Raw genomic sequence first — 11,757 nt, 5'->3', positions numbered from 1 at the left:
GGGCGGCGCCGGCGGCACGGGGGGCGCGCTGCGGGCGATCTCCGGCGGTTTCCCGGGCGGCAATCCGGCGAGGCGCGCGAAAAGATCGTCGGACCGCGCATTCAGGTCGAAGCTGAGGAACAGGAAGCCGAAGCCGAGCAAGGCCAGGGCCACCGGCAGCGCCACCCAGGCCGGCACGCTGCGCCGCGCCGGGGCATGTGGCGCCGTGACGCCCCGCCAATGCGGCGACAATTCGCGTTCGAAGGGTCCGCGCAGCTGGGCCAGAAGCTGGTAGAGGCCTTCGCGGATGCGGTCGAGCTCCATGCCGCCGCCGCGGGCCAGGCGATAGCGGCCCTGCATGCCCAGCGCGAGGGTGAGGTAGGCCACCTCCAGCGCCTGGCGATAGCGCCCCGGATCGCGCTGCATGCCCGACAGCAGATCGAAGAACCGCTCGCCCGAGCGGACTTCCTGGTGAAAGGACGAGACCAGCGACTGGGCGCCCCAATTGCTCGGCGGGCCCCAGGGGGTGGCCAGCGCCACATCGTCCAGCGCGGCGCAGAGCGCGTAATGCGCGGCGCGCAGCTGGTCGGGGCTGGTCTCCGCGGCGCGCGCCTCGGATTCGAACTGCCGCAGCGCGCGGATGGCGCCCTGGCGCAGCGCTTCCGGGTCGGCGATAGGGGAGGCGTTGGACAACTGGGCCAGCAGCGCCAGCAGCGGCGCCGCCGCGGCGGCCAGAGGAGAAATGCCGGTGCGCGGCAGCGCCTCGATCTCCCGCGCCACGGCGCTGGCCGGCGCCGGCGTCGCGAGGCCCGGCGCGGCGAAAGGCAGCGCGGGCCCCGCCGGCGCCCCGGCGCGCGGCTGCGGCCCGCGGATGATGGTGCGGTCGGCCTCGTCTTCCGGTTCGGAGAAAGGGTTGTCGCTCATCCGCGGATCGCCCAGAGCTCCATCTGCAGCCCGGGGAAGTCACCCGAGACATGGATGGCGAAGCCGCCCGAGGCCTGCATCTGCTGCCAATGCGGGCTGCCGCGGTCGAGCTCGAAATAGGTCGCGCCCGCATTGAAGGGGATCTGCCGGGGTGCGACCGGCAGCGGCCGCACGGCGATGCCGGGCAGCGCGACATTGACCAGCTCGCGGATATGCTCGACGGCGCCGATCTTGACCTGGTTGGGGAAGAGGCGGCGCAGCTGCTCGCCGGGCACCTCCGCCTGGACGGTGAGCACGAACTGGCTGGCGCGCAGGATGCTGCGGTCCATCAGCGGCCCGACCCGCACGCCATGGCGGCGTTCCTGCAGCGGAATGGCGACCGCATTGGTCTCCAGCACCATCGACAGCGCGCGGCGCAGATCGGCGACGACCGGCGAGAAGGCGCGCTGCAGGTCGTCATGCCGATAGGCCGGATAAGGCCGCGCCCGGCGCCCCGGATCGGTGAAGGTGGCGAGCTCCCCCGCCATCTGCACGAGGACGGAAAAAAGCGCCTCGGGATGGATGTTCCCCGCATCCGACCAATGCGCCAGCAGCGGCAGCCAGCGGTTCAGCGTCTGCAGCAGCAGAAAATCGGCGACCTCAGCGACGCCGCGGGCGCCGGGCTGCGACAGCCGGGCGGCGAGCGCCTCGGCGCGCTGGCCCAGCATGCCGACCAGCTCCGGCGCCAGGTTGCCGATGGCGGGCCAGGCGGAGACGCGCAGGCAGGGCGGGATGAAGCGCTCATCGACGATGACGCGGCGGTCGCTCTGCACCTCGACGATGCGGGCGAGGCCCAGGCAGGTGAAACCGGCGCGTTCCTCGCTTTCCAGAAGAAAACGCAGCCGCGGGCGGCCGACCTGCAGTTCCGCCGGCTGGGTGCTGTCGGAATGGGTGTCGAAAGCGTCGAAGCTGCGCAGCCCGTAGCGCGCGCCGGACAGTTCCGGCATTTCGCCAAACGCCACCTCGGGGCTGCCGGGCTGGCGGATCGGCGCGGCCAGGTAGACCACCTGGTTGCGCGTGCCCTCGGGCAGGTCGAGCGGCGGCGGCTGGTCGGCGGTGCCGGGAATGGCGAAGGGCGTGCCGTCCTCCAGCACGCCGGCGGCATTGGCGATGGCGAATTTCCCGGCGGCCAGCAGGTCGCGGTCCAGCGACAGCTCGGTGAGGCCCCAGGGGTGCGGGCGCAGCGGCGCGGCGCGCGCCTGCACCAGATGCTCCAGATAGCGGTCCTGCTGCTGGAAATGCTGGGCGCGCAGGAACATGCCTTCCTGCCACACGACCTTGTCGGTCCAGACCATGGCTATTCACGCCCTCCCCGTGCGGCGCGCCCGGGCGCCGCATCCTCATAGGCCCGCGCGAAGGCCTTGCCGAAGGCGCTGTCGAAATCATCGTCGAATTGCGCGACGGTCTGGCGGTGCAGGGCCTTGTAGGCCTCCCACAGCCGCTTTTCCTTCGAGCCCGGCAGGATGCCGCCGCCGCTGTCGCCCGCCTCCAGCGGCGCCGGAGACAACCGCGACAGCAGGGCGCGCGCCGCCGCCTGGGTCGCCGCCAGCGTCGCCGCCTGATGCGCGGCGAGGTCCGCCACGGTTTCTTCCAAGGCCCCGGCTTCGGGGTTGCTGAGCAGCGCCTGCAAGGCAGCCAGATCAGAGGCGGCGAATTTCACCGGGTTGTTGCCCGCTGCCCGCAGCATGGTCTGCTCGATGCGGAATTCTCGTTTGATGTCGGCGCGCGCGATCAGCAAAGCGCGGATGCCGGCGACGGCGGCGCGCGTCACGGCGCCGGCGGCGCGCAAGGCAGCCGCCGCATCGGCCCCGGTCAGCGCATGCGGCGGCAGGCCGGCGCCGTCGAGGAAAGCGGCCAGCGCCGCAGCCTCGCCGCCCGCGACAGGAGGCGGTGCCGGCGGCGGCGCGACCGGGGGCGGCGCGACCGGCGCCACAGGCACCGGCGCCGGGGCGACAGGCGGCGGGGCTGCTGCCGGCATCTCCAGGTCCCAATCGTCCGGGATCAGGCTGGCGCTGCGCGTCGGCGGCGGGGTGAAGGCGTCATGCGCCGAGGGCCGATGGTCCGGCATCGGCGCCTCGCCTTCGCCGAAGGGGTCGGGGGCTTCCGGCGCCGTCTCGCCGAAGGGGCGGCGCGGCGGGGGTGCCGCGGCCATCGGGTCGAACAGCGGATCCAGCGCGGCCCCGGGCGGCGGCCCGCCGTAGGGCAGCGGCGGCTCCGGCGACGACGGCGCCGCGGCGAAAGGATCGCCACCACCCCAGGCATTCCCCGGCGACGAGGCCCCTGCCCCGGCGCCGACGCGCAGCTCGATCTCCCAGGCGCCCAGCCGCAGCCGGTCGCCATCGGCCAGCGGCGCGGTGCGGTCGCGCCCAACCGGCGTCGCCGCGCCATTGAGGAAGCAGCCATTGGTCGACAGGTCGCGGATCTGCCAGCCGCCGGCACGGAACTCCAGCACGCAGTGCTTCTTCGACAGCACCCGGTCCGGATCGGCCAGCACCCAGTCATTGCCCGGCGCGCGGCCGATGCAGAAATCGCCGCGCGCCTGCCGTGTCTCGGGCACCGCGCTGTCGGGGCAGCGCAGGACGGAAAGGCTCAGCTCCATGCGGGTTCCTCCACCGACAGGCGCCCGGCACCGCCGGCGGCGATGTCGCGCAGCGCGGACAGAAAACGGTCGTAGCGCGCAGCCCCGCGCGCCGGGTCGCCGCGCGCCGCGGCCAGGGCCAGGGCGCCGGTCACCGCGACGCCGGTCAGGTGGGCGGCCGGCGCCACCAGCACCGCCCCCGGCGGCGCGATCGAGCGGCCGGACCAGAAGGCGGCGATGGCGGCCCAGGCCTCGGGCCCGCGGCAGCCGGATTCCATCGCCAGCGCCATGCAGCGATGCCGCACCGCCTCGTCGGCGCGGCGCACCCAGGATTCGGCCGCGGCCAGCGCCTCGGCCTCCAGCGGCGCCAAAGCGCGCGGCGGCGTGGCGCGGGCGGCCATGCAGGCCCACCAGACCGCCTCGCGCTTCGGCAGCGCATAGGCGGCCAGCCGCGCGGCATCGGCGAGCCGCCCCAGCCGCTCCAACCGCGCCACCCCCTCGGCGGCATCGGCGGCACCCTGCAGGCAGGCCTGGCCGGCAGCGTCGAGCGCCAGCCAGGGCAGCAGCGGGGCGATGGCGCCGGCCAGCTTGCCGGCATCGGGGGGGGTCATGGCGGGGAGCGGTTCAGTTGATGTGGACGATGCCGCCCTTGAGGATCATCGAGCCCGATGCCTCCTCCTGGATCAGCGGCGCCTCGATGCGGGCGGTGCCGGCGGCCTTGGCGGTGATCAGCGTCGCCTCCAGCGTGATGCCGGTCTGGTCGATGGTGATCTTCGAGCCGCCGACGGTCAGCGTGATCGACTGCATCGCCTCGATGGCGATCTTGCCCTGCTCGGCGGTCACCGCGATGTCGCCCTTCTGCACCGTCAGCGTCTCGTGGCCGCGCTGCAGCGTGGTGTCGCGGTTGTCGCGCACCAGGACATTCATGTCCTTCTCCGCCTGCAGGTAGAGCTCCTCGGCGCCCATCTTATCCTCCATGCGGAGGATATTGGCATTCTCCGGCCCGCCGCCCTTCGACGAGCGCGAGGTGATCCAGCTCTGCGTCATATTGCCCGGCAGCGCATGCGGATGCCGCGAGACGTCGTTGTAGAGGCTGCCGATGACGACGGGCTTGTCCGGGTCGCCATCCATGAAGCCGACCAGCACCTCGTCGCCGACGCGCGGCAGGAACCAGGTGCCGCCCCAGGCGCCGCCCCAGGGCTGCGCCACCCGTACCCAGCAGGAGGAGCCATCGCTCTTCGGCCCGGCGCGGTCCCAGTGGAAATGCACCTTGACCCGGCCATGCTCGTCGCAATGGATCTCGCCACCCTGCGGCCCGGTGACGATGGCCGATTGCAGCCCGGGCATGGTCGGGCGCGGATGCGCGGCCGCCCCGCGCCAGGTGCGCTCGGCCGGGATCAGCACCAGGGAATTGCCGTAATGGCTGCTGCTGCCGCCGGCGATATGGCTGTCGTCGCGGGCGCGATGCACCACGCTGGTCACCAGCCAGGGCACCGGCGCCGCGCCCAGCGCCGGCGCCACCTGCAGCCGGCCGCCGGCGAAGATGGCGGGCTCGCCGCCCTCGGCGCGGACCCGCTCGGCGGCGGCCTCGTCGCGCTCCATCTGCAGGCGCGCGGGATCGGCATCGGGGCGCGCCGTCTGGTTCCCGGGCCAATGATACATCTCGGCCTCGGCGGTCGAGGTGTTCATCACCGTGCTGGCCTGCGCCTTCAGCAGCGCGCCGGGGCGCAGCTGGTCGAAATCGACGGCCTCGGATTTCCCCGGCCGCTGCTCCACCGCCGCCGTCCAGCCCCAGACGCTGTCGGGCCCGCCATTCTCGGCGCCCGGGCGGTTGGTCACGGGCGCGCAGGGGATGGCCGGGAAATCGGCATTGGCGCCGGTGATGTGCAGCGTGTGCTCGCCCATCTCGTGGCGGAAGAAATAGCCAGCGCCGACCTCGTCCAGCAGCCGCTGGGTGACGTCCAGGTCGGTCTCGTTCCACTGCACACAGTAGTTGCGCGGCGCGCCGGGCAGGTTGCCGAAGCGCACCGGGCTGACATGCCCTTCCTCCAGCAGCGTCTGCACGATGCGCTGCACGCTCTGGTTCTGGAAGATGCGGCAATCGGCGGTGCGGCTCAGCTGCCACAGCCGCGGCACCGCGGTGATCTTATAAAGACTGGTCCCCCGCCCGTAATCGCCGGCGCGGGAAAAACTCTGCACCAGCCCGTGGAAATGCCGCGGCGCCCGCCCCGGCGCCTGCACCGTGCAGGTGATGCCGCGGCCGATCAGCTCATCCGGACGGATGTCGGGGCGTTCCGACATCGCCTCCGCCTCGATGGTGAAAAGCTGGCCGATCGCCTCGGTCACGTCCAGCGCGCGCAGCACCAGCACATCCGGCCCGAGCGGCGTCGTCATCTGCAGCAGGCGGTCTGCCTGAACGAACCCGGCCGACATCGAAGCACTCCTCCCTGGCAGGCCGTGGCGTGGCGCGCCGTCACCTTGCTTTCTGTCACGATCACGACGGAAAAGGGAGAGGCGCACCCCCCGTTGCGGGCAAACGCTTTCTTGATCGACGCTGTCGCCGACAACGACGTGAAGCGAAGACCGGCCGCCTTGGCGGGCCGCACGCCACCGGCCTAGACACAGGCTTCCCAACGGCCGCGGAGGTGCGCTCCATGCAGGCGCTGAACGAAGAAGCCTTTCACCAGCCCCATTGGATGCTGCGCGCCAAGGGCTTCAACACGGAAGATTGGTACGGCCGCCCGCAAGGCGGCACCGCCGTCGAGCGCAATGGCGGCATCGAGGAGCCCAACCGCACCCGCCTCTACCAGGGCCGCACCGTCTACTACCGCTTCGCCGACGCCAATGGCTCGGATGATTCGAAGATGGGCGGCGGCTGGTGGATGGAATACGACCAGCTGCGCAAGATCATGGATGGCTGCGCGGCCACCGGCATGAACCTGTCACAGATGGCGCGCCACTACCTGGCCGTGCCCTGGGAATGGAGCCATGCCGATCTGGTGATCACCGCCGTCTTCCAGGCGCCGATGGACGCCTATGAAGGGCGCGGGCGGCCCGTCGAAATCACCGGGCGCTATATGGGGCGGAACAGCGTCGATGCCGGGCGCGGCTACTCCGGCAACCGCAACGTCATCCAGCTCTTCATCCCGGACATGCGCAAGCACTGGCGACAGGCGCTGACCATGGTCAAGACGCAGGACGTGCGCGCCTTCGCGCGGACGCATCGCGATATCATCCGGGTTTAAGCAAGCAGCGGGGGAAGGAATTCCCCCGCGCCCCCTTCTCTTTCTTTCACACGGCTATTTCGAAACCTGCGCCATGGGGAAACTGCGCAGATCCCGGGTCGCGGTGCGGAACACGGCATTCTGCCGGTGGCGCTTCTCGGCCGCCAGCTCCGGCACGCGGCGCGACACATACTCGCCCAAGGCCAGCGCGCTGACGCGGCCCTCCTCGTCCCGCGCGGCACGGCCCTGCAACCCCTCGCGCAGCGCATAAGCGAAGACGCCATTGCGGTCGTCATAGCTGTCCAACGCCTCCTGCACCGAGGACGCGGCCGCCAGCAGAAAACGCCCGGTCTCGTTGCCCAGCGCGGACAGGCTGTCCAAGGCGATCTGCCCCGCATAGCAGGTGTCGATCAACAGAAAGCCGTCCCGCGCGCGGATGCGGGCCAAAGCGGCGATCAGCACATCATCGTCGATCGAGCGCCGTGCCGCCTCCGCCATGCTGCGCGGCGCGCCCACATCGGCCGGCAGGAACAGGAAGCGGCCATTATCCTCGACCCGCACCCCATGCCCCGCGACATAGAACACAAAGGTATCCTGCGGGCGGACGCGGCGCGCGGCATCGGCCAGCGCGCGCAGCACGCCTTCGCGCGACGCCTCGGCATCCAGCAGCAGCGTGGTGTCGACGCCTTCGAACAGCCCGGCGCTGCCGGTGCGCAGCGCCTCCACCACCGTCCGCGCATCCGGCACGGCGTAGCGCAGGTTGCGCGAGGCATCGCCATAGTCATTGACGCCCACGGCGAGCACCACCAGGCGCCCGGCCCCCGGCGGCGGCGCCGCCTGGCCTTCGCGCCGCAGCTCCAGCCCTGGCCCTTCCGAGAACAGCGCCCGGTCGGCGGCATAGAGCCGCGTGGTGATGGTGTTCGGCCCCGGATCCAGCGGCACCTCCGCCTGGAACGGCGAGCCCTCCGCCCGCGTCCCCGCATCCGCCACCATCCGCGGCGCGTCGATCCGCGCGGCGATGCGCCCGTTCAGCAGCACGTCGAGCGGCCCAAGCCCCAGCCCGCGATCCTGCGGCAGCACGCTGAAGCGCAGCGCCGTCGCCTCGGCCGGCAGCACCGCGGCCTGCCAATCCAGCGCCGGGCAGCTGCCGTCCGGCAGCACGGCGCAGATCTCGCCGGCGCGGGCCAGCGGCGTATGGCCGATCCTGGCGCGCAGCCCGGCCAGCACATCGGCCCGCGGCATCTCGCCGCTGACCCGCGCCCGCACGGCGGCCGGCGCATACAGCGCGCGATAGGCCTGCTGGAAGCTGGCCCATTCCGGCGTCGCCGCGCGGCCTTCGTTCAGATGCACGCCGACCAGCTCCTGGCCGCCGGAGGCCGCGTGGTCGAACAGCCCCTCCGGCGTCCACATCACCCAGCGCAGCGAGGCGGGCTGCAGGAAGAAAGCGGCGCGCTCGGCGATCTTCTGGCCCGCCAAGCCATACCAGCGGATCGTGCCATCGGCATGGGCGGCGACCGCCAGGCTGCCATCGCCGGCCAGCGCCAGACCCCAGCTCGCCCCCGGCCCGGGCAACGCGTCGAGCAGGGAACCGCGCGCATCGAACAGCCGCAGATGCGTGTCGGTGCCTAGAAGAAAACCGGAGCCATCCGGCAGCACGGCGACGCTGCGGGCGAACTCGCCCTCGCCCAGCGGCAGCGGACGGCCGTTCAGCCGCGGCTGGCTGGAATTGCGCCATTGCGTCAGCCGGATGCCCGGCCCGCTTTCCGACCCGCCGGACATCGCGTCATCGGCCCCGGCCCGGCCGAGCTGCCCGCTGGCGACATCGAAGGCCAGCGCCGGCAGGTCGGCCCGCGCCACGAAGCGCAGCCGCATCCCGTCCTCGCTGACCGCCAGGCTGTCGCCGGTGGCCCGGAACTCGGCGGTGCCGGGGCGCGGCGGCAGGGCCAGGCGGCCATCGGGCGCGATGCGGCCCCAGCCCGGATCGGCGGCGGCGAAGGCCAGCCCGCCTTGCGGCAGCGGCAGCAGCTGCGCGATGGAGTCGCGGGCGGCGGCGATGTCCTGCGCCGGGCCCAACCCGAAATCGGCCCAGCGGCGGATGACGAAGCGGCGCGGCAGCGCGGCGGCCGGCGCGGCGGGGGCGCTGGCCGCGGCTGGCGCCGGGGCCTCGGCGGCGGGCGGGCGGATGCCGCGGCCGCCGGGGCGCGGCGCCTCGGCCTGCTTGTTCAACGTTGTCGCCGGCGCCACGGCCTCGTTGCGGGCATAGCCGGCGGCATAGAGCTGCACGCCGCCGCGGCCATCGCTAGCCCAGGCGACAGCCGGCAGCCCCTCGCCCTGGAGGCCGGTGATATCGGGTTGCGCCACGGTCTTCAGGTCGGGCAGCGCCAGCACCTCGATGCGCAGCCGGTCCTCGAAGCCCACGGCCAGCAGCGTGCCGTCGGGCGAGACCGCCAGGCCGAAGGGCCGCGCATTGGCCAGCACCGCGCGCTCGGCGATCTTGCGGCCGCCCGCGTCATACAGACGGACCTTGCCGTCGGCCGCGGTGCTGGCCAGTCGCCCTTGCGCGTCGAAGGCCAGCATCCGCGCCGGGCCCCCGTAAGAAGAATCCTCGAACAGCGCGCGGCCGCTGCGCGCGTCCCAGACCCGGATGCCGGCGCGGCCGCCCAGCGCCGCCGCCAGCCGCGACCCATCGGCCGAGACCGCCAGGTGCTGCACCGGCGCCGGCAGCCCTGGCAGCCGCGCCGCCAGCCGCCCCGTCTGGGTGTCGAAGACATAAATCGAAAAAAAACCGTCCCAGGCGCGGCCGGTGCTGCCGCCGGCGAAGGCGCGGCTGCCATCGGGCGACAGCGCCACGGCATAGAGCTCGCCTTCCTCGGCCGGGCCGATGGGGGGGCGCAGGACGCCGCGCGGCGTGCCATCCGGCAACGACCACAGGCGCAGCGTCTTGTCGTCGCTGACGCTGGCCAGCAGGCGCCCGGCGGCGTCCGTCGCCAGGCGCGCGACGGGGGCGGTATGCGCCCCCGTCTCGATCCGCAGGATCGGCTGCTGCGGCGGTTCGGCCAGCCCCTGGCCTGCCGCCCCCCCGAAGGGCAGCGGCAGGATCAGCAGGCAAGCCAGCAGCAGCCGGCGCGGCATGCTCAGCTCGCGGCCAGCTCGAAGCCGCTGGCTGCGGCGGTCTTGGCCTGCGTCACGCTCTCCGAGAAGTTGTCGCGGCGGGCGATGTTGCTGGCGGCCAGCGACCGGGCGTCGCCCGGCACGGCGGTGCGGGTCACCGGCGCGGTGCCGATGGCGCGGCGGTTGGCGAAGCTTTCGGTCGGCACATAGCCGCGCTGGCCGGAAGCGGTCTCGACGAGGGCGTAGTTGGCGCTGACCGGGCGCACCTTCACCGCGCTGCGGGCATCGACATTGCCGATCTCCGGCGAGGCCGCGTCGGGGCGCAGCCGCAGCGGCGTCGCGCGGGAGATCTGCGCGTTGCGGAAGGAGGTGTCGCGCGAGACGTTCTTGGTGGCGCCCGGCGCCACGGTCTCGACCGCGGTGTCGAACTCGGCGCCGCGCTTGTTGACGCTCTGGCTGATGGTCTCGGCCAGGGCGATCTCGCGCTGGGTGCGCTCGCGCAGCTGCGCCATCTGCGCCTGGCCGGCGGCGCGGTCGATGCTGCCATTGGCGACGCCGGCGCGGATGGCGGTGGCCTGGCGGAAGCGGCAATCCATCAGCTGGTCGAAGGCCAGCTGGGTGCGGTCCAGCTCGGCATTCTCGCGCTCCAGGTCGCCGGCGATCGACGCCGTCAGGCTGGCCTGGTCCTTGTTGCGCTGCTGCTGGGCGTAGAGATAGCCGCCCGCCGCGCCGGCCGCCGCGCCAGTCGCCGCGCCGATGGCGGCGCCGCGCCAGTTCTGCCCGATGGCGCCGCCGAGCAGCGCGCCGCCGACCGCGCCGAGGGCCGCGCCCTTCAGGATATCCTCTGCGAAGAAATTGCCCGTGCTGTCGAGGGCGACCAGCTGGCTGCGGCAGGAATCCGAGCCGTCATCGGAGCCGATGCGGCCATCCCGGGTCAGGGGCGTGGCGCAGCCTGCGAGCAGGCTGAGCGAGGTGAAGACCGCAACGACGCGCCGCGCTTGGACCGACATGGATTGGCATTCCCTTCTGCGTAATCGGTCGGGAAAGTAGAGGGCCACTCCATTCATTGCCAAGATGGCGACGGCCCAGTTGGCGATGACGTATTTTTGCCTCTCGTCTTTTTGACTTTGGCTTCGCGACAGTCGAAATCGGCGATCCAGGCAAGATGCGGCAGGCCAACATTATCGTGAACATGCCGCAACGCTGTTCGAATGGCCGAGTTTCAGCCCGGATTCATTTTATTCCAGCAAGAGATGCTGTGTCAGGCGGCGGGCGGCGCCGCGAAGGCCAGGGCCGGCAGCAGCCGCGGCGCGCTGCCCGCGGGCACCACCTCGACCTCGGTCTCCAGCTCGAAATCATCCGGCAGATAGGCGGCGACCTCGCTCTCCACCGCCTGGATGGCGTCGATCGCGTCCTCCGACGGGGCCTGCGAGAAATGCGCCTTCAGGAAGGCCCGCCGGCTGCCCGGCACCACCGCGCAGGAATAGGCCAGCAGGCCCTCGGGCGGGTATTCCAGGGCATGCTCGGCCGACCAGCGGAGCTCCTCCTGCCACTTGCGCCAGGCGTCTGGAGCTTCCTCGATGCCGCTCATTCAACCCATCCCTCGGGGCGCGCCGGGACGATATGCGCGCCGTCCTTGCCATAGTGGATCATGCCGCGCGTCGTCTCCGCCTGCCGCCCATCGGCGTGGCGGTAGATGCCGAGCGGCGTGTCGCCGGTGTCGATGCGCTCCTTCGAGCCGGGCTCGCCCACCGGGATCTTGCCGACCTGTTGGCCCTTGCCGGCATGGGTGTCCAGCACCTCCTGCGGATCGGCGGTGATGGTGCCGCGCTTCGGGTCGGTCTGCTGGCCCTCGATATGCCGCCCCTGCTTCGGGCTGACCGGCACCGGTGACTTCGGGCC

General features: G+C 72.3%; 10 protein-coding genes. 1 reads left to right on the top strand and 9 read right to left on the bottom strand.

The genetic code is table 11. From position 1 onward, the window contains the following. The 5 genes from icmH to GVN67_RS25175 all read right to left on the bottom strand — a co-directional run. The coding region (gene icmH / locus GVN67_RS25195) for a type IVB secretion system protein IcmH/DotU (protein ID WP_160000073.1) at positions 1–903 on the bottom strand (903 nt) is incomplete at its 3' end. Next, positions 900–2,237 (bottom strand): type VI secretion system baseplate subunit TssK, encoded by a 1,338-nt coding sequence (gene tssK, locus GVN67_RS25190; protein WP_160000072.1) that lies wholly within the window; start codon positions 2,235–2,237, stop codon positions 900–902. The genes tssK and icmH, both read right to left, overlap by 4 nt. Before the next feature lie 2 nt (positions 2,238–2,239). Continuing rightward, the gene (gene tagH / locus GVN67_RS25185) at positions 2,240–3,541 is read right to left on the bottom strand and encodes a type VI secretion system-associated FHA domain protein TagH (RefSeq protein WP_160000071.1); all 1,302 of its coding nucleotides are present in this window, start codon (positions 3,539–3,541) and stop codon (positions 2,240–2,242) included. Further along, positions 3,532–4,131 carry a DUF6931 family protein gene (locus GVN67_RS25180; RefSeq protein ID WP_160000070.1) on the bottom strand — a complete coding sequence of 200 codons (600 nt, stop codon included), beginning with the start codon at positions 4,129–4,131 and terminating at the stop codon, positions 3,532–3,534. Before GVN67_RS25180 ends, tagH begins: the two co-directional genes overlap by 10 nt. A 13-nt stretch (positions 4,132–4,144) precedes the next feature. Beyond that, entirely contained in the window at positions 4,145–5,953 is a 1,809-nt protein-coding gene (locus GVN67_RS25175; protein ID WP_160000069.1) for a type VI secretion system Vgr family protein, read from the bottom strand. Positions 5,954–6,174: 221 nt separating this feature from the next. On the opposite strand from GVN67_RS25175, the gene GVN67_RS25170 reads away from it, so the two are divergent. Then, positions 6,175–6,765 (top strand): hypothetical protein, encoded by a 591-nt coding sequence (locus tag GVN67_RS25170; protein WP_160000068.1) that lies wholly within the window; start codon positions 6,175–6,177, stop codon positions 6,763–6,765. 54 nt (positions 6,766–6,819) lie between these two features. Here GVN67_RS25170 and GVN67_RS25165 read toward each other — a convergent pair whose 3' ends face one another. The 4 genes from GVN67_RS25165 to GVN67_RS25150 all read right to left on the bottom strand — a co-directional run. After that, positions 6,820–9,876 carry a caspase family protein gene (locus GVN67_RS25165; protein WP_160000067.1) on the bottom strand — a complete coding sequence of 1,019 codons (3,057 nt, stop codon included), beginning with the start codon at positions 9,874–9,876 and terminating at the stop codon, positions 6,820–6,822. 2 nt (positions 9,877–9,878) lie between these two features. After that, on the bottom strand, positions 9,879–10,865 hold the full coding sequence (locus GVN67_RS25160; RefSeq protein WP_160000066.1) for a YMGG-like glycine zipper-containing protein: 987 nt from the start codon (positions 10,863–10,865) through the stop codon (positions 9,879–9,881). 251 nt (positions 10,866–11,116) lie between these two features. After that, entirely contained in the window at positions 11,117–11,446 is a 330-nt protein-coding gene (locus tag GVN67_RS25155) for a hypothetical protein (RefSeq protein WP_160000065.1), read from the bottom strand. After that, positions 11,443–11,757, bottom strand: a 315-nt coding sequence (locus GVN67_RS25150; RefSeq protein WP_235035470.1) for a polymorphic toxin type 50 domain-containing protein, incomplete at its 5' end; no start/stop codon positions are given. The genes GVN67_RS25155 and GVN67_RS25150, both read right to left, overlap by 4 nt.

The sequence above is a fragment of the Roseomonas sp. 18066 genome, from assembly GCF_902706185.1.
In the GTDB taxonomy this organism is placed as follows: Bacteria; Pseudomonadota; Alphaproteobacteria; order Acetobacterales; family Acetobacteraceae; genus Pseudoroseomonas.
Note: the sequence above shows the minus strand (reverse complement) of the source record. Positions and strands in the feature narration are given on the sequence as shown.